This window comes from Shewanella woodyi ATCC 51908 (genome assembly GCF_000019525.1).
In the GTDB taxonomy this organism is placed as follows: domain Bacteria; phylum Pseudomonadota; class Gammaproteobacteria; order Enterobacterales; family Shewanellaceae; genus Shewanella; species Shewanella woodyi.
Window position 1 is genome coordinate 999,969 of sequence record NC_010506.1, and the last position, 25,285, is coordinate 1,025,253.

Annotated in this window: 19 protein-coding genes; 1 reads left to right on the top strand and 18 read right to left on the bottom strand. The window is 43.7% G+C overall.

The window, feature by feature from the left end; genetic code table 11:
- Nucleotides 1–40 precede the first annotated feature (40 nt).
- The 3 genes from SWOO_RS03745 to zapE form a co-directional block, all read right to left on the bottom strand.
- Entirely contained in the window at nucleotides 41–1,708 is a 1,668-nt protein-coding gene (locus SWOO_RS03745) for a methyl-accepting chemotaxis protein (protein ID WP_012323374.1), read from the bottom strand.
- 273 nt (nucleotides 1,709–1,981) lie between these two features.
- A complete protein-coding gene (locus SWOO_RS03750) occupies nucleotides 1,982–4,225 on the bottom strand; it encodes a DUF6351 family protein (protein WP_012323375.1) in 2,244 nt (747 codons plus the stop codon).
- Nucleotides 4,226–4,439: 214 nt separating this feature from the next.
- A complete protein-coding gene (gene zapE / locus SWOO_RS03755) occupies nucleotides 4,440–5,567 on the bottom strand; it encodes a cell division protein ZapE (protein WP_012323376.1) in 1,128 nt (375 codons plus the stop codon).
- 148 nt (nucleotides 5,568–5,715) lie between these two features.
- Here zapE and SWOO_RS03760 point away from each other — a divergent pair, with 148 nt between their 5' ends.
- A complete protein-coding gene (locus tag SWOO_RS03760; protein WP_195742851.1) occupies nucleotides 5,716–6,753 on the top strand; it encodes a hypothetical protein in 1,038 nt (345 codons plus the stop codon).
- A gap of 104 nt (nucleotides 6,754–6,857) precedes the next feature.
- On the opposite strand, the gene SWOO_RS03765 is transcribed toward SWOO_RS03760, so the two are convergent.
- The 15 genes from SWOO_RS03765 to cpaB all read right to left on the bottom strand — a co-directional run bounded on the left by SWOO_RS03765 (nucleotide 6,858) and on the right by cpaB (nucleotide 25,280).
- Entirely contained in the window at nucleotides 6,858–8,297 is a 1,440-nt protein-coding gene (locus tag SWOO_RS03765) for an OmpA family protein (protein WP_041417482.1), read from the bottom strand.
- Between the two features lie 53 nt (nucleotides 8,298–8,350).
- Entirely contained in the window at nucleotides 8,351–10,186 is a 1,836-nt protein-coding gene (locus SWOO_RS03770; protein ID WP_195742852.1) for a hypothetical protein, read from the bottom strand.
- A gap of 133 nt (nucleotides 10,187–10,319) precedes the next feature.
- Nucleotides 10,320–11,822: a hypothetical protein gene (locus SWOO_RS03775; protein WP_012323380.1), complete on the bottom strand. Its 1,503-nt coding sequence runs from the start codon at nucleotides 11,820–11,822 to the stop codon at nucleotides 10,320–10,322.
- A 502-nt stretch (nucleotides 11,823–12,324) separates the two neighbouring features.
- The gene (locus SWOO_RS03780) at nucleotides 12,325–12,786 is read right to left on the bottom strand and encodes a hypothetical protein (RefSeq protein ID WP_012323381.1); all 462 of its coding nucleotides are present in this window, start codon (nucleotides 12,784–12,786) and stop codon (nucleotides 12,325–12,327) included.
- Nucleotides 12,787–12,788: 2 nt separating this feature from the next.
- Nucleotides 12,789–13,451 carry a hypothetical protein gene (locus tag SWOO_RS03785; protein ID WP_012323382.1) on the bottom strand — a complete coding sequence of 221 codons (663 nt, stop codon included), beginning with the start codon at nucleotides 13,449–13,451 and terminating at the stop codon, nucleotides 12,789–12,791.
- 39 nt (nucleotides 13,452–13,490) lie between these two features.
- Nucleotides 13,491–13,910, bottom strand: a complete 420-nt coding sequence (locus SWOO_RS03790) for a hypothetical protein (protein WP_012323383.1) — start codon at nucleotides 13,908–13,910, stop codon at nucleotides 13,491–13,493.
- 52 nt (nucleotides 13,911–13,962) lie between these two features.
- Nucleotides 13,963–18,030, bottom strand: a complete 4,068-nt coding sequence (locus tag SWOO_RS03795) for a cell surface receptor IPT/TIG domain-containing protein (protein WP_012323384.1) — start codon at nucleotides 18,028–18,030, stop codon at nucleotides 13,963–13,965.
- 76 nt (nucleotides 18,031–18,106) lie between these two features.
- Nucleotides 18,107–18,766: a pilus assembly protein gene (locus tag SWOO_RS03800; protein WP_195742853.1), complete on the bottom strand. Its 660-nt coding sequence runs from the start codon at nucleotides 18,764–18,766 to the stop codon at nucleotides 18,107–18,109.
- A gap of 38 nt (nucleotides 18,767–18,804) precedes the next feature.
- Complete coding sequence (locus SWOO_RS03805; RefSeq protein ID WP_012323386.1) at nucleotides 18,805–19,299, bottom strand: tetratricopeptide repeat protein; 495 nt, start codon at nucleotides 19,297–19,299, stop codon at nucleotides 18,805–18,807.
- Nucleotides 19,287–19,631 (bottom strand): DUF192 domain-containing protein, encoded by a 345-nt coding sequence (locus SWOO_RS03810; RefSeq protein ID WP_012323387.1) that lies wholly within the window; start codon nucleotides 19,629–19,631, stop codon nucleotides 19,287–19,289. The genes SWOO_RS03805 and SWOO_RS03810 overlap by 13 nt, the downstream gene beginning before the upstream one ends.
- 1 nt (nucleotide 19,632) lies before the next feature.
- On the bottom strand, nucleotides 19,633–20,496 hold the full coding sequence (locus tag SWOO_RS03815; RefSeq protein WP_012323388.1) for a type II secretion system F family protein: 864 nt from the start codon (nucleotides 20,494–20,496) through the stop codon (nucleotides 19,633–19,635).
- Between the two features lie 8 nt (nucleotides 20,497–20,504).
- The gene (locus SWOO_RS03820; RefSeq protein WP_012323389.1) at nucleotides 20,505–21,356 is read right to left on the bottom strand and encodes a type II secretion system F family protein; all 852 of its coding nucleotides are present in this window, start codon (nucleotides 21,354–21,356) and stop codon (nucleotides 20,505–20,507) included.
- Nucleotides 21,349–23,067: an ATPase, T2SS/T4P/T4SS family gene (locus SWOO_RS03825; protein ID WP_012323390.1), complete on the bottom strand. Its 1,719-nt coding sequence runs from the start codon at nucleotides 23,065–23,067 to the stop codon at nucleotides 21,349–21,351. Before SWOO_RS03825 ends, SWOO_RS03820 begins: the two co-directional genes overlap by 8 nt.
- Nucleotides 23,068–23,076: 9 nt before the next feature.
- Complete coding sequence (locus SWOO_RS03830; RefSeq protein WP_012323391.1) at nucleotides 23,077–24,387, bottom strand: type II and III secretion system protein family protein; 1,311 nt, start codon at nucleotides 24,385–24,387, stop codon at nucleotides 23,077–23,079.
- Nucleotides 24,384–25,280, bottom strand: coding sequence for a Flp pilus assembly protein CpaB (gene cpaB, locus SWOO_RS03835; RefSeq protein WP_012323392.1), 897 nt, complete (start codon nucleotides 25,278–25,280; stop codon nucleotides 24,384–24,386). The genes SWOO_RS03830 and cpaB overlap by 4 nt, the downstream gene beginning before the upstream one ends.
- Nucleotides 25,281–25,285: the final 5 nt, after the last annotated feature.

The window sequence follows — 25,285 nt, forward strand, 5'->3', positions numbered from 1 at the left end:
AGCTGTCACAAGGCTTGGAATAGACTTTTTTAAACTGGAGTTAAGTTTGAAATTGTGCCACTTGTGATTGCAGGCGAACACTTATCTCTGCTAGTTCTTGACCCGCTTGAGCGGTTTGAGTCGCTCCGGTTGAGAGTTCGATAGACATATTGTGTATCTTATCTATATTGCGGTTTACCTCTTCTGAAACTGCACATTGCTCCTCTGAGGCCGAGGCGATTTGCGCGCTCATCTGATTGATGTTATCCATTGCTTGTGCAATTAAGCTAAGAGAATCCCCTGAGTGACTTGCCAAATCAACGGCTACTTTTGACTGTGCCTGACTTTGATCCATAACTGAAACGGCTTTGCTGGTACCAGACTGTAATTTACCAATTATCTCATTTATCTCTTCGGTAGATTGCTGGGTCCGAGTGGCAAGGGTTCTCACTTCATCGGCAACCACTGCAAAACCGCGTCCCTGTTCACCTGCACGGGCTGCCTCTATGGCTGCATTGAGTGCCAATAGGTTAGTTTGTTCGGCTATTCCCCTTATTACTTCTAACATCGAGGTGATGGCACTGCTTTGACTCTCTACTTCTCCGATAGCATGAGCCGATCCCTCTAATTGCTCGGCAAGTTCATTGATCTGCTCTATCACCTGCTCCACAACTTTTGTGCCTTTTACCGTTTGTTCTGAGACTTGAGTTGCGGAGTCGGCTGTTTGAGCTATGTTGTTGGCGACATCTCGGCTGGTGGTTGTTAGCTCATTCATGGCAGTGGCTACCTGAGCAGTCTCATCACGTTGTGCCTCTATCGTGGAGCTAGTTTGCGCCGTGACCACAGAGACCTCTTCGGCAGCGGTTGATAGTTGTACTGTCATCTCGGCGATGTCGGAGAAGAGAGTTAATAGCTTCTGTCTCATATCGTTCATGGCAGTTAAAAGCTCACCTATCTCATCTTTACTAGTCACTTCAATTTTTTGGCTTAGATCCCCTGATGCTGTGGTAATCGCAGCGCGGAGCCCATTAATAATGGTAGTGGTGGTGAACCAGCTGGTGATGATACCAAACAGAACACTAACTGCGGCTATGATGGTGAGCATAAAGATAGCATTGTGCTCGTAATTCTCTGCGTGCTTGGCACTGGTTTCTGTAAACTGACTGATTTCACTAAGTAGGATTTTAAGCTCGTTGTCTAATTTCTCTTCCTCAAGTGCTACTTGCTCTGCAAGGACCTCAGCCGCATGTCTCTGGCCTTGATTGAGTAAATCAAAGACTTCATGGGCGTGCTTAACAAAGCTTTTATGCTCGACATCTATTTTTTTAAGTCCAAGATTTAGAGATTCAAACTCAGCTAAGCTTGCTCCGGTAGCATTAATCATGGCATTTTTGCTCATGCTCTTGGCTAATGAGATTTCACTCTCTATCTCTTCATTTCCATGGTCAAACTGCTTGATTGCTTTTTGTAATTTGGCCGCAGCACTCTCCTCAAGTTGTAAAATACTGCCGTAATGCATGGCACGTTCAAACTGTATTGCTTGCTCAAGCTGGTGGGTGGTAATGGCCGCAAGCTTTTCAGTAAGAGGAATATCCTGCTCGGCAATGGCCTCAAGCTCAATACCAATTTTATTCATGGAGTAGATAGCGAACCCTGAGCTGAAAATGAGTAGGAATAACAGAAAACCAGCACTTCCTATTAATTTAGCCTTGAGTGAAAATTTATTCATCAATATTTCCTTATCTAGGTATGCTCTACTAACCACAAGGTGGTGAGACGGTTGAGTGTCTATCTTGTGCTTTTAACTTAGGTATTAAAGAGTGTATAAATAAGAATAACTTCTATTTACCCATTGTCCAGCAGATGTAATAGATAAGCATATGCGGAGAAAAGTTTTTACAGTAGTGCTTTTATCTCTTTATTAACCATGTATTTAGTAAGGTTAACGTTTAGGTCTCGGCGAGGAAAATAGAGGGTAAGAATGCCCTCTATGTGTAATCGGTTACTGCTCTATTCTCAGTGGTTCGTTGCCCGTTTGCTCTTTTAAATCTGTAGTGCTTTCTCGTGCTTGCAGACTTGGAGTTAATCCCATATTAGGTCTGGCGATGTCTCCTTGAGAGTAGTCACAGACGCCATCTGGGAAAATAGTTTCTAACTGCTTCTGGTAGGGCGACATAGAGACTGAGCCGTAAACCCCCTGTTTTATCGCTTGTGAGATTGAGATCTGTCCACATTTGAAGATACTGCCAGCCCAAGGACCACCAGCTTGCACTCGAATATTGCTGTAGATAGGGTAAACCTGACTGCAGGGGCCTGTAGGGCGGTTGTTCCATTCGCCATCCCAAACACTCTCCCCCTCATACAATACCTCTCCTTTGTTATTTAAGCAGGTATCACGCAGGGACTCAGGTTTAGCATTTACCGGATCTTTGTCATCTGAGTCGATGATGGTCATAAGCCAACGATCTAAATAGTCGACGCCTTCATCTATGGGAGTGTGCTCTTTGTGAGAAACCCAGATCACTTGGTTATCATTATGACCTTGATAATCTTGTATCCTCAAACGGCTCTCAAAGGAGGCTGAGGTATGGTGCATATTAAGGTCGTCCTCTAGGTAGTGACGGATCTCTAAAATAGGTAACTCAGCTTTACCGATAAACACTTGTCCATAGCGGTAACCGTTCACGATAGCCTTTGGATCGGCAGGTTTTCTTTTAGCCGTGTGGGGAGAGGGTTCTGTGATATTGTTTCGGCTCCAAAGGCTTAGCCAGAGTGGAAACCTCATGCCAAAAGGAGTGATAGCACTCTCTTTTTTCATCTTATTTTGTGGCACCCAAGAACCGATATATTGGTTAAGCTTGATAAACTCTTCGATGCTGATCTCACCCTTTCTTAAGGCGACCAGTCCATATTGCACCCCTTCATTGCCCCAAGTAGTGCGGGCAAAACCATGTTTATCGGTGCCATATATTTGAGCTAAGTCTTGCCAGTAGGTCCAGTTTACCTGCTCTTTTACCTCGTCAGAAAAGTAAGGTTTTACAAAGCCCTGTTTAGGGTTGTAGAAGAAGGTTGCTGCGATAAACCAGGAGTAAACACATTCGCTACTGCCATTTGGCATCGATGGCCAAGCACCAGCTATCATCTGATTGAGAGGGACCAAAAAGGTATAGGGATGGTCGAAATCATTGATGCCATTCATCCCCTCTATCTTCTCCCTCTGTTCCCAGTCCCGCCATTTCTCGTTACTGTTATCTGTGACATTAAAGTAGTGTTGGAGAAGGTCACAATCGAGTAGAAATATTGATTGTGACACCATGTCAGGGTAGCTATAGATAGGCATTAAGCCGTCGAGAATACCTGTGCTGTTTTGCGCGATTAGATATTGTGCCAGTGCACCACCAGAGCCACCAATGCCTAAGGTATAGAGGGGATCACCATAGAGTGAGGTAAACTGCTTCTTTACTCGTCTGGCAGTGTCCTCAGCAAGTAACATATTGTAGCTGTAACTGGTGTTGTTACCGCTAGAGCCAATGACGGCATAGCCTTGCCTTAACAGAGAGTGGCGACGGTTGATAAACCTATGAGCCCCCATTCGCCCCTGACGAAATCCGATACTGGCACCACCTTTAAATTGGTAGATTAGTTTTTGATTCCAATAATCCTTAGCCATTCTGTCCCCTATGCTGTTTTGGGGCACTAGCATCATCATGTAGTAGATGTAGCGGTTGATACTGCCTCTCTCAAGGCGAAAAATCTCCGGTACTTCAACCCCATTGATATTGGTTGTGGCTATTAGCTCTCTCGCTGGTGGATTGTTGATATCATAATCTTGAATGATATCTGTGCCAGTTTTTGCGTAGAAGTAATCGATCCGTGATGTGATTAAGCAATCTTTACTGAAGCCAATAGGCTGATTATTATCATCATAGATGGTGACACCATCCCCATTCTGGTTATCGACAATGGGTTGACCTAAACCCGCATCTATCGTCATGCAGTAAAAGGGGTATTGGCGTTCGCCAGCATATAAAGCATCAACGGGGCCTATACCTCCTAAAGGGATCGGGAAAGAGAAACTCTCCTCAGGCCTTGGTGTTAAGCTGATATGTTTCTCTACTGCTAGAATAGGCTTTTCACTGCCCATGGGGGCTATGCCTTTGACCTGGCGACGCACAAGAGGATCTGGCTCACATGCGGTTAGTAGTGTGCAGAATAACAAAAGAGATGTGAGGCTTTGTTTGATCATTTTTACCCTCCTAAAGCGTATTCCCCATCTATTAAGTTTTGTTCGATTCAGTGAAAATGCAAATGTTTTCGAACTGAAAAAAGCGACCTTGGCTTGTACTGCTGAAGTGCTATTTTTTTGGGGTATTTAATTGATTTATATCTGGTTTTATTTGTGAGGGTAGATAGGGATAGTTGATGTGGACTCTGGGTGGTTAAGAGAAATATTCCCTAAATTACAGGGTTTTAAAACTTAAATACTCAAGTGATTGCATCTCTGTTAAGCGGCTATAAGTTCGTCTAAATTCAAAGCTGAGTGCTCCACCAATATAGAGCTCCTCAAGTGCCACTGAGGCGCTAAGGTAGAGCGCGACTCCTTGATCGTAAAGCTCATCGACTAGGCTGATAAATCGCCTTGCAGGATCGTCGTTTACCGCATAATTGAGTTGCCTCTCACCCGTTTGAGTAGCTTGGCAACCATCCTCTGTGCCACGGGCACGGATCCAGCCTCTGGGTTCACCGCCAAGGGGGGGAATATCACTAAGCAGGATAACCTCAAAGCGGCTAGCTAGCTCGATATAATCTAGCTGTGAGCGTGGGCCATTACACAGGGCGTCAAAATCGAGCCAAGCCTGTTTTTGGTTGGCTTTAATAACCTCAATGGGCCTGCCTAAGATCATTAGTGGTTGCTTACTGCTAACAGAGTCTGAGCTTAATTGTTCGAACAGAGTGGAGAAATCTGACTTGGGTTCGAGAAAATAGGTTTGATGGTAGTTCAGATGCCTAAGTCGGTGATCATGCTCTCCATTAAGGTGTATCTCTTGAGTATGCTGCGCTAGCAATCTGATGGTGGGCTCAAATCTCTGTCTCTGTAGGCCATTTTCATACAGGCGTGCAATGGGGATATTTGAGGTTGCAACAAGTAGCACATCGAGCTCAAAAAGGGCGCTAAAGAGGGTACCTAAGATCATGGCATCACCAATATCTGAAACAAAAAACTCATCAAAGCAGATAAGCCTAGTTTCAGAGGCGATACGCTTAGCGATTCGCTTTAAGGGGTCTGTGTTGCCGGATTCCCGTATCATCTCCTTATGTATACGGGCCATAAAGCGGTGAAAGTGCAGCCTAAGAGGAGGCTGATCTAACAGTTCTACAGCTGCGTCACAGAAAAGGTCCATCAACATGGTTTTGCCGCGACCTACATCGCCCCAAAGATAGAGCCCCAAAGTTTTTTGAGAAGAGGGGACTTTAAGGGCTTGATAAAGAAGTTCTAGCTGAGTAACGCTATGACGCTGAACAGGATCATCGGCAAAGTCTGATTGAGTGAGCTTGTATTGATAGCGCTCAAGTGGCGAGAGACTCATGACCGAAAATAGACCTTGTTTGTTAGCATTAAGTGACAGTATACGCTATTTATTGTCAGAGTTTTCATCGGGTTCACTGCTGGAAAAGCAGCGCTTTATCCTGTAGCTTGTGTCTGATTATTGTGCAAAATTACTAAGGAAAGTTATTTTGATTAGATTAATGCTTATTTTACTACTCGTTACTTTTTCAACCATGAGTCTGGCTGTTGAGCCTAGGAATGTTGTTTTTGGCTTGTTGCTAGTCAGTGATAATGCTGCAGATAACAAATTAGCAGCGAAAGATCTGTACCATCTTCCTCCTGAAAGTCCAGAGCTTCTCGATCTTGCTGCATGGGTATTAATTAATAGTGAACTTGAAAATAACGGCGAGCAGGAGGATACATTAGCTTGGCTAGCAAAAGCCCTTGGAGCTTCTAAACAGGTAAGGTACAGGGAGTTGTTACTCGAGTTGCAAAGTAAAACAAGCTCTAAAAAGTTGAGACGTTATATTAAAGATGCGCTAAAAGAGATCGGTGATGGTCAGGGAGAGGCGGTTGATCTTACCGATTTTGATGCCGAACAAGTGAAAAAGGAGCTCACGGAGTTAGCGGCTAACGCTCAAGTTTCAAAAAAAGAGTTTTTACAGTTGAGCGTCGGGGCAAGCTTAGAGGATGTACTTACAGAGCTGGGCCAGCCTAACAGTGTTGGCCAATATGTACGCACTAGTTTTAGGCCGTTTCTTGGTAATGTTAGACTGCAAAACCTGCGAATTAGCTACCTCAACGCTGGTTCAATGGAGTTTAGTTTAGACAAGAATGTTTGGGTGCTTAAAAATGCTTATACCCAATCAGAAATCGATACTACAGATGTCGACCCCACTGAACTAGCTCTGGTGTCTCAACTGCTGAGCAGTGACTATAACTTGGTTCGTAAAAGTGCCCGTGAAGCGATAGCAACCAAACTGAGCAATACAGCGGCATTAGATCAAGTTGCACAGAGGATTTGGGAACTTAAAGATATCGAAGATAAAGGGATGGGGGATGCCATGGCTTGGTTATGTAAAGTTTTGGCTTCCAGTGGTAATGGTCGCTACCACGATGTGCTCAATAAAATATATGAACAAGCTGGCAATAAAAAAATTGCCAAATATGCTAAATCCTCAAAGAGAAAGCTTTCAAGAACAGAGCCTAGCTTCCAGGTGCAATAGCCTATTTACCAAGTACCTGTTGCTCAAAGTTTTATTGCTCAAGAACTATTGTCTAAGAGCTTAGGGAGAGGTTAACTTTCGGTTAGCCTCTCCCTTAATTTAGCTTATTGCTGATCGGATCTCAGTACCAATTCAACACGCCGATTAAGTTTTTGGCCCGCTTCATTGCTGTTGTTGGCAACGGGGGAGTATTCGCCCACTCCCTTACCCGTTAGCTGATCTTTAGGGATTTGATGTGCAGTTGTAAGCTGCTTTACAACCGCTTTTGCTCGTTTATCTGACAATAGCTGGTTGTAGCTCTGTTTACCTTGATCATCTGTGTGTCCGATAACATAAAAACGCTGTTTAGGGTGAGATTTAAGGTAACTTGCCACCACTTTTACAACAGCTTTGGCTTCGGGAAGCATCTTATCGCTGTCAAACTCAAACAGTAACCCATCGAGCGCTACATGGCCTGTTTCGGCCATTTTGTCTGTCAGGCCTTCAAGATCAATGGCGACTCTATCATCGATAAGTTGCGTTTCTTCAATCAGTTTTATCTCGCCCCATAATCCATCTTCAAAGCCGATGATATAAGTCATTGCATAAACATTACCCTGTGGACGTTCTAGTCTATAAAGGCTATAAAATTGACTCTCGTCCCTGCCGATATGCGCTAATGTTTTTATATTTTGATAAACCTTACTTTTTCCGCCACACTCCTTTCCTTGGCAGTTAAATAGTGGGGTAAAACCTAGTTGAGTTAGGGCTACTTTATAGTTTGCATTAACCTCATATTCTGAGTAGTTACGGGGGAGATCATAACTAATATCGGTGATTCGGCCCTCAAGGGTTTTAACTTGGTGCTTTTTCTTATTAATGCCTGTGATGACTTTGGTTTGGCCAAAGTCATACTGCTCATAATCCGTAATATAGGCACCAGGTAGACGCTTAATCATCGGATGGTCTTTACTGTTACGCTCATCTTTATTGGACCTGTCTTTAAATTGGGTTTGAGCTATTTCACTACCAAGATATGCTTGGTTAACTTCAATCAGATCCAGTGGCTCTGGGATGACTTCAACGGTATCGAGTTGCAAGCTCGTCCCCTTGTGCCAACTGGCGGCATAGAGTGATAGATACAACTGTTTTTTATCTAAGGTTAACTTAGCTGTGAGTAGGGCTGGCTGATTTTTAGGAATGGTATTCAGTGGGCGGATCTGTTTTTGTAATTTATCTTTCTTTCCACACTCCTTCCCTGTGCATTCAAAGAGCAGTGTACCGTCTAGTTTGATTATTTGAGTTTTATAGTTATTGACCACGTGAATTGGCTCAAAGCTAACAGGTAGTTCATAGGAGATACGAGAGAGCTTGCCGCTAACTTGCTCTGTCAAATACTTGCTCTTATCAAGGCCTGTGAGAAGTGGATAATGACTAAAGTGTCGATTAGCTTTTTCATCCACTTTTGCTTCAGCTAAAGGCTTGAAAAGTTGTGTTTCAGCTAAGGCTTGATAGCTGAAGATGACACTTGCTGCCAGTAGTAGGTTAAAACCAACACGTAACATAGGGTGAGACTCCACAAAAAGGGGGCTTTTTGCCCCCGTTAAAAATTTAATCATTAGCGACTAGGTAGCAGTGAGATAATATGTGCATAGATTCTCTGACTGAAACTCTCCTCTTCAGCATCATAGGTGAGTTGAAGGTAATCGTTCATATCATCGAAACTGTTCGCTGGGTTAATTTCGATCTCAATGATTTTATCGCCTTCAATCAGGTAATCATCCGGTAAGATGATGGCGTCTAACTCCTGAGGAACATCGACTTCAAGAATATGTATCACTGATAGGTCATTCGGGCTGGTTTGCAGTGACCACTCGAAGGTGCTTAAGTTGCCTAGTGTGAGTTCAACAGATAACCGTTGATTTTCCTCATCAATAACCACCTCATCAGGATAGAAAGCAGGCCAGAAAAGACGGGCGATATCGGCTGTTGTTAACTGCTCTGGGTCATTATGGATTGGCATATCCCAAGTTAGAAAGTCAGTTTCAACACGGCACATCACATCTTGTGTTTGTTCGATATGGTAACGATAGATATATTCCGGCCAAACAAGTTGATCTAGTTTTAATTCCTCAGGCGTTGCACTGATAATCGCTTGCCACTGTTCACTGTCTCTGTGATGTTTTTCAATACTAAAGTGTATCGGCACATTTGTACCGTCATAATGGGTAGTGAGCGTATTATTGTTAAACGCCAAAGCGTTGGGTTGGTAACCTTGATCATTCCGGTTGCCATTAATCCATTTTTCAAGTTGACCATTCCAGCACTCAAGTGGTGTTTCTTGTACACTGCTTGAGTCGGCAATGCTGGCTGTTATTTGATTATCATTGATAAAGCCCAAAAGGGTCAGATCTGGATTGCCATAGTCCAGTGAGAAGAAACTGTTAAGGTGGACGGGGGCTAAGGTAAATTTGTTTGGCGTTAAATCATCGTTCATTATATTGGTTTGAAGTACCTGCCAGTCCACTTCAGACATGATTTTTTCATCGAATGGTGTATCGATATAGCCCTGTGCTATCAAGGTATTATTGACTAAAAAGCGCACATCGATAGGATCGCTATTGAGGTAGCTTTCAAGAGAGAGGCCACTCTCCTCAGATAAGGCGATAAGCCCCGCTTTACTGCTTGAAAATAGCTCATCAATCCCCAGAATAGCAGTCAGATTATCGTTGATAAGTGCGGTGAGGTGAGAGTGTAACCTTTGGGTATCAACAAACTCTATAGCCTCGCTTTGCTCAGCTGAGACTTGATAAACATTACTACCAGAGTGGGGGTAAAGGGAGTCAAGGATCAGTGCTAGTTCCTGCTTTTTTAGCAAAATCTCGCTGCTCGATAGTGCCTGTTCAAGCATCATCTCATAGCGTTGGAATTCGATATGAGTTAACGCGTTAATTGCACCACTGTGATCTTGGAGTGAGAATAACTGACCTATGCCATTACCGATAACGGCATTTAGTCTTTGATGCTGCGTGTTATCATCGTCTGTGTTAGAACTTGAGAGGTTAAGCGCGTTAGCTTTGAACTGGCTTGCTAGTGGAGCTGGAGTAGCTAGTGTTGAGGTTTGTGTATCTGTCCAGTTAGCAATTAGGTAGTACTGTGGATTTTCAGTGTTGCTGTTCCAGTTTATCTGATAACTGCCGTCAGTTTCACTGCTTGATTGGGGCTCTGTTTCATCACAGCGCTTGTTCATATCTAAATCAACGCAGATATCAGCTCCTGCTACAGCGCCTAAATAGGCGATAGTACCTTCTATCTTATGTTCAAACTCAGTAGGCGTCGGCGCTGGTGGTGGAACGACTGGAGGTTCAACCTCTTCAGCGGGAGAGTCAGAGCCTCCACATCCACTTAGCAACAGGGATGAGAGCAGGAGAAGCTCAATTTTATGTTTGAACATATCTGTTTCCTTACAAATATAAGACCAAAAGTACGATCGCATCATTATCCTAAATTTTTACAGGTGAACTATTCCCCGAAAGTATGTATTCAAGACTAAAGTGCGACTATCAGTTGTTGGCCTGCTCATTTTGTTACGGCTTAGCACAGTCGGTTATAACCATGACAGTCTTTGCACCTGAGTCTACCTGCTCCATAGCATTAACTTGCTCAGTGGAGCTCATGTCTTTATATAAAACGGCAACATTGGAATGGCTAAATAGCGGTGTTAACTCGCTGCAGTTTTCAGGTTTATTGATTGAGAGGGGGTTGGCGCGAGTCTGCGCTAGCTTGCTCCAATCTTGAGTATCAATTTGATTAAGGTTGATTGAACCGCTAAACGAGGAGAGATCGCCAAACTCTTTTAGTTTTATGTCGCTTAGATAGAGCGTCTCAAGGGAGTCTAGTTTAGCAAGAGGTGCAAGGGACTCTATCGTTCCCCCTTTTAAGCTGATCATAGTTAATTGTTTGAAATTAATTAGGTCGTTAAGTTTAGTACTCGTCTCTCTGGGGAGTTCACAGCTTAACAGCTCCATTTGATGAGCCTGAGTAAACTGCGATATTTGCGCTGATTGTTCGATACAAGCTGCGATGTTTTTATCACTGAACTGTATCTTGGCTATGGATAAAACGGGGTTACGTTTGATGGTTATATTGAGCTGTGCAATATCATCTAGTGTCTCGACTCTTCCTGTTATGCTTGCACTGTAGAGTTGTTCATTATTTCCTGCGACGTTGGGGGGGAGCTGTAAATTTAGCGCTTGATCTATTTTTAGTCCATTGGAAAGTGTCAGGTGGCTAAGCTGAGAGAGTTTGTCGAAGTGGAGGTAAGTTAACTGATTAACGTTAACCATCTCACCAGCCATAAACTCATAGGTTGAGATGATCTCTGATTGATGCTTTAGCTCTGTCTGAATAAGATTATCGTCGACAAAAAATTCATCGTCTATTTCGTTATTGGGCGTAGCACCGTGTTGAATCGCCAGTTCTGTTAACTGAGTTTCCAGCGTATTGAACTGTTCACTGAGGGGAGCCACTGCCTCTGTGATGTAGCAGAGCTTAAACATCTCAAATAGATTTACCGTCATTGCAACTCGGGTTTGCTCGACATTGATCTCCATTAGCGCCGCAAAAGCACTCTCTTCATCTGGGGTTGAGGCCAGTGTCTGAATATTATCGACATAGTGTTGAAGCTCTATGAGTGTCAGCTCAAAGGTGTCAATCTGCTCGGGTTGATAACAGCTTGAGTCTTGACTGATGGAGTAGACAAAGGTTCGGTAGTAGCTCAAGTAGGCTTCGGTGAGCTGTAGCATCTGGGTTGCGTCTTGCTCAAGCTGCTTGATTAGATCGCTTTGTAGCACTGCAATCGCACTCTTGGTTTCCGCTAACATCTGGTTTAAACGTTCTAAATGGCCACCGTGTTGTCTATTGAGTTTACGTGCTTGTGTGAGTATCTCCTGAGTATCGTTCTGGAAGCTTTCTATTGCGCTTTGAGTCTCGTTTAGCTGAGCCGTGTGTTGAGTATTTGCGTAGGCGCTGAGGTGAATGAACAGGAGAAGATAGCTTAGCAGTAGAGGCAAACTTAATGACGTTTTCACTGATACTCTCCGTTATGTTCTCTACTTTTATACCCAAACAACTTCAAGATACAGGATTCAGCATGTCGAGAAGTGACAGAGTTCAAGGTCGTTAATTGCTCCTGCATTAACGACATTCCCGCCATCCATGGCGGTCTTCATGAAATAGTAGGAATAGTTATTCTCGGCTCTGGCATCCTCGGTAACTGCTCCTGCGTTACTCTATCTCCTGAATCCATTTAGTCGTGCTTCGCCCTACCTTCTGCATCTGACTTCCATGGAAAGGAAGAAATGTCTTATTTTGTATGGAACAAAATAGACCATGCAGTCGTAATTCAATATTTCATAACACAGAAAAATGTTGCGTCTCGCCATGCCCTTCGGGAGCTCTGAAACGAGCATCTTGAGGTCGCTTGGGTATACTTTAATCGCCTTCGAGCTTATCGTAATTTCAGGGTGTGAGGCACTATTCTTAGGTATGTATTTTTGTGAGGTTTTTTGCTTTCGGGTATACCCTCTCGTGTTATGTTAGAAAGGGCTTACCACAAAAGTGTGCAAGCTTTTGCCCGAGTCGATTCATATCAGCTTGGCTACCAAAATTAAACCTAAACGGCTTATCGTTATGGTTAGAGACGATGAGGAGGTTATAACGGTTAACTCGGGTTGGATCTGAGCTTAGGTTAAATGCTTTGATATCGGTTATTGAAATGACCTGTTTGGCGATAGGGTAGAGGGAGCTCACGTGGGTTGCGATCACTTGCTTGCTGAGATCTATCTCTACAGTGACTTTGGCAAAAAGTAGGTGCCAACTTAGTAGTGCGCCAATAGCCCAATAAAGAATCACAATCTCATCATGACGTCCAAGCCCTAAGCCGAGAATAAAGGTTATTAAGGCAAAGATAATTCCAATCACTTTACGGCTGATTGAGTTAAACCTTCTGTTTTTGATTGTGGCTCTGTCTGATGATATCTCTTTAAACAACATGGCTAACTTCCAAATAGCTTTAATACAAAGCCAAGAGTAATAAAAACAGGAAGTGGGAGCAGAAGCTTAAGCCAAGCTGTTGAGTTCCATAGTGGCTCAATGGGTTTGCTTGGTGCTTGGGCGTCGCTAGATATCTTGAGCTCACCCAGTGGCACTATCTCTGGGTACTGGCTAACTTGTTCAAAAGCGGGCAATTGAAAATGGCTTGAAATAAAGCGTAATGCTTGCTCTGTCTCAGCTAAATCGCCGATAACAAAGTGTTGTCCCTCTATGATGATCTGGTAGCTACTCTCCTTGTGTACGGAGGGACTAAGGGTGATTTCAGTCTTGGCTAAGGATTTGCTTTTCCACTGCTTTAATTTAATGCCAAATGTACGAAGCTCTAGATAAGCTTGAGTGTTGAGAGTATCTAACACTAGCTGATGTTTCGTTACCAGAAGAGTGATAACAGTCAAGGTGAACAGCAGGCTAGCGGATATAAAGAGGTTCTGCTCTGTACCATCTAGCCTTACTGCCATGAACAGTGAGCTGACAAGAGGGATGGTTAAGATAAAACCAAAAGCACGTATGAAAAGTAGGGTTTTAGTAGCTAGAGGCAGTCTATCGGGCAGATATTTATCATTGAAATGAATTTTGGCATTTTTTGATAGTGCAGAATAATTCAAGTAAAGCGCTCTCCTATTAAACCTGCTGAAGCCTAAAGGTTAAGGCAGTGAAGATAAAAACCAACCTTTCGGAGTTTTAATAAATTTACAGCTCATGGTTGAGCGGTAATTTTCACTGAGAATGAATAAGCCTACTTTTGCTTGTTGTTGTGCATGGTACTTTTCCTGTTTGATTTTTGATGGTGTTTGGTAGGTGACTTTTTGAGGCTCAATGCTGATTATTTTCTTCTTCACGAACCAACGCTCATGGGCTCTTTCCAACACTTTCATTGAACGCTTTTTCTCATGCTCTGACGGGGTTACTGGCATCTGAGCAATAAAAGTGGCGAGATCTTTTTTCTCTATAAAGTCAAATGTGTCTAAACAGCGTTGAGTTAATACCTGCTCCAGATTTTCTGAGGCCTCAGCTATGCTGGTACCTAACAAAAATAGCGGTATCAAAGCGAGATAACGTAACATTATTATTCCTTTTATAATGGGGGAGCGTGAAGCCCCCCATCTTATTCACTAACTACTCATGCTGTAAAGCGTTCAGTGGATTAACCTTATTGGTGACTTTTTGTTTTGTTGGGCCGACTTCAACTTGGAAAGTTTTAACACTGTCCTTGAGTAGATCGCGTCCCTCTAAGGCATCACCTGCCACCGAGATAACATTACCTTCAAACTGAATGTAATAGGTGCCAATTTCATCTTCAGCACGAATACCAACTAGCTTAACGTTATGTGAACCAGCATTTAATGGGATAGATATTGGCCCCACTTTCCGTTGTGGGCTTGAGCCATCTGTAATGACCTTATCATCTACAACTAACTTGAAGATATCATCATTAAAGTTACCATTGTCCCCAAAAGTCACATCTAAAATAAAGGGGATAGTAAATACTAGTCCGTTGCTGACTTCACTATTAACCTCTACCGTGACCTCTCCAGTAATAACGTTATTAGGTACTGTAACTGTTAGTTTTCCAGCCTCTGACTTTCTGACACTGGCAATGACCCTTTGACCATCTTTGCCTGCAAAGGTGACTCGGTTTTTCGATTTTAGTGGGCTAAAACCTATGCCTTCGATAATCACTGTATCGCCTGGTTGTCCAGAGTCAGCTTTAAGACGAGCGATCTCTAACCCATCTCCAATTTGAATTTTTACTGGAGAGTTCGCCTCTTCGCCCCTATGTTCGACGCGAACTGCGATTGGACCGACAGCATTTTCAAGTAACGTTCCTGGTACTGTGATATCTAATAAGGTTCCCTCTAGAGAGACGTTATCGTGTTCTCTTTCAACTTCTTGAGTCGATGCCCCCTCATCCTTTAGGAATGTGATAGGTTCTTCATCGAACCAATACCAGCGCTCATTAATTCCAAAGCCCGTACCTATAATGGATAAAGGTTTATCGACCGCTTCAGCTTTCATGATGCTAGGTTCAATATCTACAATGGTTAATCCCCACGTGACAGTAAAATCTGATTTTACTGGAACAAAGGCCATATCCTTAATTGTTTTAACTTGATCAATTAAGATGTCGGCAACTTGCGCACCGGTAATAATGGCTTCTACTTGGCCAACAAATGGAGTCCATTTTCTTAATGCTGCTCCCGCTGCCATCACGGCAATATCTTGAGGACTAACGCCTAACTCCTGCAGTACAGCTTTGGTGATGGGCCCAAGCTTTCCTGCGTTGGCAGGGTCGGCTAGAAGCTCAACTTCATTTTTATAAAACTCAATGGCTACCTGTTTTACAAACTCTTCAATATCTTCATTGGTAATATTCTCATCATTATATAGCTTCTCTGCTTCCTCCATGAGTTTGGGGGAGTACTGAATGATTAGCTTAGTGATAACAACAGGATCGAAACCTGTCGGTTCATAGCCTATTCCCGTTAGGATGAGGTCAAAAAACTTAAGTAAAATACCATCTATGATGGTTCTTATTGCTATGCTCTGCCGAGCTTGAATGATCGCTCGGTCATAGTCACTACTTGGTACATAGCTAAAAGGAGATGGGCCTAAAGGTGTGCCGACGCCGGGGGCGATGACTTGATATAAGCAGTTTTGGTAAGGACACTCGTTATAGTATTGATCTTTAGACCAAAACTCTAAACCTAGGAAGGTACCAGATTGTGGGCCTAAGATATTACCATCCCAGCCGTTTTTGATATGTTTCCTCAGAGGAGAGTCGAGTTGATCGGGATCGTACTCCCCATTTTCACCTAAGGGGATGATCATGGTGCTTAGGTATAGTTTGGTTCTGTTTTGTAGCTCGACACAACCATCATAACTTAACTTACTTTTTTGCTCGTCACTGATATCACTGTTATCTGGACAGCTTGGATCTGATGGTAGCCAATTATCAAGAAAGTTTGTTGCTTCAAGGGAGTAGTCAAAGTGATCTGTGCCGTAATTGACTATGGTTGGCTTAATACTGCCAGTGCTTTTCTGCTGACTTTGAGCTTGATAACTCAAAGGCTGACTCGCTTTTCCTGAGCTTTGTTGTACAGATTGCTTGCTATTGTATCTGTCAAAAATAGCATTACTGTTACTAATAAGTAGAGTCGTGGTCTCACTGCTTAGCTTATCTAATGCTGTTGGTGACAGCTCAAGTTGGTCACTTAAGTGGGCAGTTACCTCAGTAAATTCTGAATAACTTGATATCTCGGTCTTAAAGCTACTGAGTTGCTCATTGGGGATCTTATTGATCCCGATGAAATCTAAAATATACCTAAAACTAGTGCTGGTAATATCCAGTGAAAAGCTATCCTCTTCAGGTAACATATAGCCACTAAGATAGATTTTTCCGTCATTTTCATCTTGGGTTTCAAAGTAACTGGTGACAGGAGTCAGGCGGTTTTTGAACTGTTCAACACTAACTGCATTAGAGGCATCAAGCTCATATTGAGAACCTAGTAGGGTCTCAATTTTTAGTTCGCCAGCATCAACTGTTCCAACTTCAACTAACTGTAGATCAATCTGTTGGGTGATATAGTAGCTAACAGCGTTGCTTTGACCGATAGCGTTATTGATTTGCAGCTCTCCATCAGAGAGTGATGCTGGCGTTTTGACAGTCAGGGTTGAGCCAGTATTACTAATAATCTCTAATGGTGTGCCATTGGCTGTGATGGTCATATCATCTGAAAAATCAGCCCCGAGAAGTTGAGTCTGACTCTCCTCTTCTAGAAGTAGTGCGCCCGATGAACTGATGATTGGCGTCCCTTTTGGATGAAGAGTCACATTTCTAGTGTTGGTTTTATTTATCCCGTCAGAGATAAAAATACTATCTGTGCCTGCTGGAATATTGGCTTTAGCGATGCCGCTAGAGACAGAGATAGGAAGGTTAATAGGAGCTTGCCCTTTGCGTTTAAAGATCAGGTAATGCTGCTCAGCACTTAGAGGCTCATCAATGCTGACTTGTACCAGATCATCTTCACGAAGAAAGTTCACCGATATATTGTTGTGTGTGACGTAGGGAGCACCAATCAGTTTGCTTTGATCTTCCGCGATATCGATAAGTCTTTGCTGGTCGTGTATATCGAGTAATCCATCGTTATCATCATCGAGATCTAAATAGTTGGGAGTGGTATCTAAGTCGGTATCTAAAGGTTGGCTGGCATCGTCCCCATACTCCTGAAGGTCAAGTATGCTATTGCCATCTGAATCGTCGTCGAGAAAATTACCTATGCCATCATTATCACGATCATCAGCGCCTTCGCTCTTGTCTGATAATCCGTCGTCATCACTATCGGAATCGAGCCAGTTTGGTAATTCATCGTTATCAGGATTAAAACTAATTTGATCGGAATAGAATGGGTAAAGGAACTCCTCTGTATCGGCAATGGTATCCCCGTCGGTATCGTGGGTTAAGTTGCTTATCGCTAGAGCGGCTTCTTTGATATCATCTATGGCGTCTCCATCTTGATCGATAAAGATCTCCACATGGTAGGTAAAGCTCTCCTTGCCATCAAAGTTGATGTCATTAACACCTATATGATGCAGACCTGAATCTAATATCTCTACGTTAATCGCAAGGGTTTTTAAAGAAGGCTCAATATCGATGACACCGAAGTTTAATGCATCACCATTCTTATCAGAAAAATAGATGTTAGGTTTAAAATCAGGGTCTTGATATTTTAGCGTTAGTGTATAGAAATCACCCTCTTCGGCGTTAAACGAGAAGAGATCGCCATTATCTGATTTTTGTGAAATTGCACCACTCACTGCAAAAGGTGGTGCTAACTCAGTTTCCGTGGCAATAGAGGGGTTATCATTGGGCTCTAACTCAGTGATCAGTGCCATTGATTGCTTATCAAGGTTGAACGGATAAGCATCAAACTCATCTAATACCCCGTCACTATCTTCATCTTTGTTTTCCCAAGTCCCCACTAAATCAACTGGATCGGTTGGATCTGGGGTGGGGTCAGGAGTTGGATCGGGCGTGGGATCTGGGGTTGTTGGTGGCGTTGGATCTGGATTTTCTGGGCCTTCACCCTCTTCGAGATCTCCATTACAGCCAGCGATCCCCATGGTGGCGCTGAGTAATGCAGCCAACCAAAGCTTTTGAGTTAGCTTAAGAGTCTTGTATTTCATTCTTCATACTTCCCTATGTCAATTCCTGTCTTTCTGCCGCTTTAAGCTTATTGAGCTCATTGCTGCTTTTATTTGTTTACATTCGAAATGGTGTTTGCATCCGCATTAAGCCTTGCGAAGTGAGTGCTAAATATATGTCTCCGGTGGCCGCGCCAAGTGCGTTACAAGCCAATTGATCTTGAGTTGGCCTGACAAGCCAAGGGTTGGTGACAATCTCATTGATCACACGGTTGGCAAACGGGACGATTAATCTTTGGCACCAACGGATCTCTATCTGCAATAAGTTGGCATCTTGAATATTTAATCTGCGGTTATGGCTCCCACTTCCAACGTTTTCTGACCTTGTGTTTCGGTACATTAAGTTGTTGTTGGGGATCTCGTAAATAAAGCCACGAGGCGTTCGACTTCGGACTCTGAATTTGGTGAAAGTTCGGTTATCAGGGTTGAGAATACGTATCTGGCTCTGTAGCTGAGTGGCTATTGTGGATCTCACTACGGCAGTCACTGTATCTGTGGCTGCAGTGCCTTGGGCAAACAGAGGCATCATGCCTTGAGCAAGCCCCTTACGTATCTCTGCGACACTGCCATGATGCAAAGTACCGGCCCTTACCGCTTGAACTGTGGCGGCATCCAGTGTGCTTTTACTCGTGTAGATAAACCCCCACTGGACTATCATCATCATGGTGACGAGAATAATCGGCATTAGGAAAGGCAGAGTGGCGTGGAACTCAAACATACTCTGCCCCTTCTGCCATATGTGAGAGTTCTGGCTATTCATCGTGAAGCCTGCTCACTTGGCAAAACAGGTGCATGAGATTCACTCTGTATACTATTTAAAGCATGAAGTAGGGCTTTAATCTGTCTACCAACGGGGGTATTGGGGTTACCTTGTCGAGAGGCGGATGACAGTACTTGTGTCGACTGTTTTATTCTTACCAGACTCATGTTGTACCAAGCCTTTTGATTGGAGGGGTCAAGCTCTAAACAGCGCATGTAAGCGGAAACCGCAGCATCTTGTCGACCGGTTCTGGTATAGATGTTGCCAAGTCTGAACCAACCCGGCGCATAATTAGGGACACTGGTTAATACTTGTAGGTATAAACTTTCAGCTTGATCGAGTCGCGCCATCTTATAGGCTTGTTCGGCCTCAGATTGCAGAACCATTATTTGTTGATTCCCCTTTGGCTCTTTCTCTTGAGTAGAGGAGGCACAGCCAAATAGATGCATTAGACTTAGTATTAACAAAGCCTTAAAAATTAATCTTGCCATACAATGGTATCTCCCTGTTTTATATTCTTATTTTCACTATTACCAGCTGAGAGCTCTAATACTTGAGTCGCGCCACGGCATGCGCTACTACGCCAAGGCGCTAGGTTTGAAGTGATCTTAAGCACCTTATTTTTACTATTGAGGTAAACAATATCTAAGGGATAGCGCATCCCCATGGTGTGTACTGAATTACAGGGAGAGATAAGCATTCCCTGCTCAGTTGTCAGCTGTTTTCTACCCAGTAAACCACGCAGTCTTAGCCAAGGAGTGTTAGCAAGGTAGATATGTTCGATACGACTTCCCTTAGGGGTTGAAAGCTGTGTTTTTTTCATTTTATAGCTCATACATAAACTTCATTGCGATGGGGAAAGCCAAAATCATGAATGTCACCGGAAAGATAAATACGATGAGGGGAAAAACCAGTTTAACTGGCGCTTCTAGGGCTTTCTTTTCGGCACGTTGAAATCGTTCAATACGGCGCTGATCCGATTGAACTCTTAAGGTTTGGCCTAGACTGGCACCTGTTTTTTCTGCCTGAGCAAGTGCACTGACTAAGCTATTTATCTCGGTGATCTGTACTCGCTCTGCCATATTTCTAAATGATTGAGCACGGGACATACCAGCGCGCATATCTCGGATCACTTTTTCAAACTCGATCCTCAATGGGCCTGATGGACCACGCTCAACGGCTTGGCTGATTGCGCCTGTCATATTCAATCCCGCTTCAATAGACATGGTTAAATAATCGAGGTACACAGGTAGCGATTTTACGATGAGTGCTTGACGCTTTTTTCGCAGATCATTGAGGGTGATAACTGGCAAAATATAGCCAAATAATCCAGCTAAGATCAGATACTTGATACTGATATCGTCGAGTAGGAGACCGCAAATAGTTGCTAAACCTACAGCAAAAAGAGTACTGAGGATCCTGATCGCAAAATACTGTTCTGCGGTCATCATGTAGGAGACGCCGGAGATCTGCAGTTTCTTGGATATTCTCTCTAGATAATCAACACTTAAGTTTTCACTGACGTAAAACGCGAATAAGCGAACCAGTGGCCAGATGAGCTTTAAGCCCGGTGAAAGCGGATCCATAAATTCGCGATTGGCCTGTGGCACTTTGCGATAGATACGTATACTGCTTATCGTCAGGAAGATAAATGCTATGGTGAAAACAGTAACAATTAAATTAACCATGCAGCCTCCTAAACATCAATTGCAACGATTTTACGAATGGAGAGATAACCACTTGTCAGCATGATGAAGATCAGTGCCATCAAGGCCCAGCCCATAGGTTCGGTGAGGATCCTACCCATGGATTTAGGCTCCATATGGTAGAGTACAAAGCCGATAAAGAGTGGCAGCATGGTCATCACTATGCCCTGCATCTTTCCCTGTGAGGTGAGGGCATCTATCTTGCCCTCCATCTCTATCTTTCTTCTTAGGGTTGAGGAGAGTCTGAATAACACCTCGGCTAGGTTTCCACCTACCTCCCGTGAGATCTGCATACCTGCGGTGACGAGTTGAAACTCATCTTCTGGGATACGTTTATACATATTGTCGAGGGCGGTATTAAATTCGACCCCCAATCTCTGCTCCCTTTGAAATAGCTGAAACTCCTGCTTGATAGGAGCCTGCATCTCTTCAGACATAAATTCGATAGCTGTACTGACATTGGCACCAGATTGCATAGAGGAGGCGATCATGTTGAGGGCATCTGGAAGCTGATGGACAAATTTACGTCGGCGGCGTTTATGCAGGAATTTGTATGCAAACCTAGGAATGAAAGCCAGTACAATACTGATAATGATCCCCAAAGCCCAAGATCCTAAAAATATTCTGACAATAAAAGGAACCGAGAACAGGGTGATCATGTTGAGCATGAATAGCTGCTTAGGTTCGATAAAAAGGAACATATCGAACAGGTTCGTTTTTGCCGATGAAGTGAAGGTCTCCTGATACTTCTGGGCAAACTTTGCAGAAAGGTGTTTAAGGGACCACACCAAAATTGCTACGGCAAAAAAAGCAAATATTGCGGAGAATACGGCACTAGTCATCTCTTTTATCCTTATCGAAGATATCCAGTCTCACTTTTACACCTTGCTTGCGTAGCTGCTCATAAAACTCAGGCATAGTGCCTGTGGCAGTGTAGTAACCTTGGACCTTTCCTTCGCTATTGAAGCCAGTTTGTTCAAATTTAAAGATCTCTGACAGTTGGACAATCGAGCCCTCTAAACCTGTGATTTCACAGATGCTGGTGATCCGTCGGGAACCATCAGAAAAGCGTGACTGCTGCACTATGATATTGACGGCTGAGGTTATCTGTTCGCGAATAGCGGAGACGGGCAGATCCATCCCTGCCATCATCACCATCACCTCCAGACGTGAGATACAGTCCCGTGGTGAGTTAGAGTGTGCGGTTGTTAGCGAGCCGTCGTGACCTGTATTCATCGCCTGCAACATATCTAAAGCTTCACCGCCACGACACTCACCAATGACCACACGGTCTGGGCGCATCCTGAGGCAGTTTTTGACTAAATCTCTAATCTCAATGGCGCCTTTCCCCTCTTGGTTTGGTGGACGGGCTTCCAGTGAAACTAAGTTGGGCTGGTAGAGCTGAAGCTCAGCGGCATCCTCAACGGTGACGATACGTTCATTGTCGGGGATAAAGTTTGAGAGCACATTAAGCAGGGTTGTTTTACCTGAGCCTGTACCGCCAGAGATGATGATGTTCTTTTTCTGATTCACGGCAGTTTCAAGAAACCCTGCCATGGCTTGATTCATAGAGCCAAATTTGACTAAGTCATCGCAGCTTAGCCTTTGCTGCATAAATTTCCGGATAGTAATGCAGGGGCCTTTAAGGGCAAGGGGAGGAATAACCGCATTTACTCGAGAGCCATCTTTTAATCGCGCATCGACCATAGGAGAGCTCTCATCGATACGTCTGCCGATTGGGGTGACGATACGCTCAATTGCGCCTAAGACAGCTTGATCATCTGAAAAAGCGATATCTGAGAGGTAGAGATTACCGGCTTTCTCATAGAAGATCTGATCATGACTATTGACCATTATCTCTGTAACGTCGGGGTCGTCTATCAAGCCTTCTAGTGGGCCAAGTCCAATGGTTTCATCCAACACCTCCTTGGTGAGGGACTCGACCTCAATATCTTTTGGTAGATTAATACTGGTGATGATCTGATTGATAAGTGATTCACTCTGGGCTCTTAGCTCCACATCACTCATCTCGTTGACATTGACGCGCCTTAAGTCCATCAACTTAAGCAGTTCTGAGTGCACCTTTCTGCGCCATTCGTTTCGAGTTGCGATCTGCTTAAGCTGCTTATCGCTGAGAACTGGCTTCTCCTCCTGTTCCGGAGCATTATCAGCCTCTTTTGTTGGAGGAAGCTCCTCAGTTACTTCTTTGGTGACCTTGGTTTCAGCCTGCTCATATTGAGGCGCATCTTGGTATTGGGGATCTGTGCTGTGAACGCGAATCTGATAATCACCTACTTGGATCTTATCTGTCATAGAGAGCGGGCCATATTGGTCCCGCTTCTCATCATTGACTTTTAATCCGGTGCGGCTTTTATTATCGCGGATATAAATTCCATCATCACTCTGGGTTAAAATTGCGTGATGTTTGGATACTTTAAAGCCTCTTAATACGATAAGTTGCTCTGGATCTTTGCCAATTTTGCAGTGGGAGTGAATACACTGGAACTCACCCACCTTGGTGCCTTTAGTCGTGCTTACGATGACATTAAACATGTTGCACTCCTAATCCAGAATATAAAAAGCTTCAAGCTTATTGGTTTCTTCAGCCATCTCTAACCCGCGCTCTAGCTGCTTATCGTGGCTCTCCTCACCTGGGTATACGACAGTTGGGGTGACAAAGATAACCAGCTCACTCTTGTTATCCTTAAAGTCTCTGGACTTAAACAGTTCACCTAAAATGGGGATATCACCTAGCAGAGGGAACTTGTTGACGATTTTTGACATCTCACTGTTAACTAATCCCGAGATAACGATGGTTTCATTATTCTTAACGTTGATGACAGACTCAGTGCGCCTAGTGAGCATACCTGGGATACCGTCGACAGCGACTGAAGGGTCGATAGAGCTAACTTCGGCCATCACTCTACTGACAATATTGAGATCGTCATCGACTACAGGCTCGATATCGAGCTTGATGCCGTACTCTTTGTACTCAACATCAACTGCGCCAAGGCCGCTGACACTGCGAATAGGGAATTCACCACCGGCGAGAAAGTTAGCCGATTCACCACTGCGAGTGGTGAGGTTGGGTTCAGCCAGCATGCGGGCATCGCCCTTTTCTGATAGCAGCTGTATCTGCGAGCCTATGCCGGTCACTATGCCGAAATAGTTCCACCCTCGGGTATCTAAGACGCCAATGCTATCGGTGATTGCACTCGTTATTGTTTCTGAATACTGCCCCGGTGAGGATACGCTGAAGATGGGATTAGCGGAGAAAGCTTTAGCCGCGCCATATGCAGGCCCAGCCATGGATGATTCCCATTTGATACCTATGTTATTCAGGGTTGATTTATTAAACTCAACAATCTTAACCTGCATCTTAATCATGGGAGCCATAGTCTTGGCAAACTTAAGGTATTTGATTAAGGAGACCACATTTGGGTCGGCTTCTATTATTGTCTCTAACTGCTCCTTTTGGGAGAGGTCTGCCTCACCTTGAACTATGATCAAGCCATCATTTTCTGTGACCTTAATCGAAGGGAAAGCCGCCAACATCTTTTTTATGGTATCAGTGGTTTTCAGTGAGTTATCTGGCGTGACAGAGATGCTCAGCTTGATCAGCTTGCCATCTTTTTGCCACAGCTGTACGTCGGTATTTCCCGGAGACTCAGCGATCAGTAAAACACCTTTATCATCGATAACTTTAGCACTGAGTACTTTGCCGTTACCCACTACAATTCGTTCAACATTTTTGGCGTTATAAAGTTCTACAGCCCCCATGTAGAGCTTAAGTGGGGTGTTATTATGTGCGTAGCTAACAAGCGGGATGAAGATACATGCCCAAATAATTGCGATTAACTTTCTTGAGTTCATAGTGCTGTCTTATTCTTATATTGGCTAAGTTGTTCAAGTACTGATTCTGGAAGTGGGTAGGCTTGTACTGTGGTTTTCATACCACTGCCACCAACAATCATCTCGACCTCCTGATTTAAAAGATCATCAGCTTGTCCGAAAAGTTGTTGTTCATGAAGTGAGATAAAATCGAGAGCCAGACTTTCAGTCTGATTGCGTAAAAAGGTCACGAATTTGCCTTTCTCTTTCGCAAGAGTGACTCTAGCTGCATCGTGAACAGATAAAGCCAGTGTGACTGTGTTATAGGCGTTTGGATTGTCGTATAGGGTGTCAGCTAGTTCAGGATTAACATCAACACTTTGTCTTCCTGTGGCTAGAACTGTGACATTCTCAAGAAGCAGTTGAAGTTTTTTGCGTTCAATGTCGCCAGATTCCTCGTCAAATGAGAGCAGTAGATCGATATGATCCGATGGTACTAACATGCCTGCTGTTGAGTTGAGTTCATCAATATTGATGGTTACCGCTCGTTGGCCCTCTTTTAAAATATCTGAAAACTGCTCGGCTTTATGCCCAGGCAAGTAGGTGCCCATTAATGGGCGGCCAGGAGACATAGGCTCAAGCAACATCTGACCGACTATCTGATTAAAATCTTTAGGGTGAATGGCATCTAAAGGTAGGGTGTCCGCTTGGATCTTTCTAACAGACATATTGGCTTCTGAGATAATGTCGCCTTTTCTTAGCTCCTGTGTCGCAACGACAACTTGGGCCATCTTTATATTATCTTTTGATAGCTCTGCGATGAGCTCTTGCTCTTTCGTGATGAAGTAATTTTTGGTCGCCCAAGCTGCAATACTACCTAACACTATGGCTATGATGAGTAGTACCCAGTTGAAGTCGAATGATTTGATCTGCATGTTTT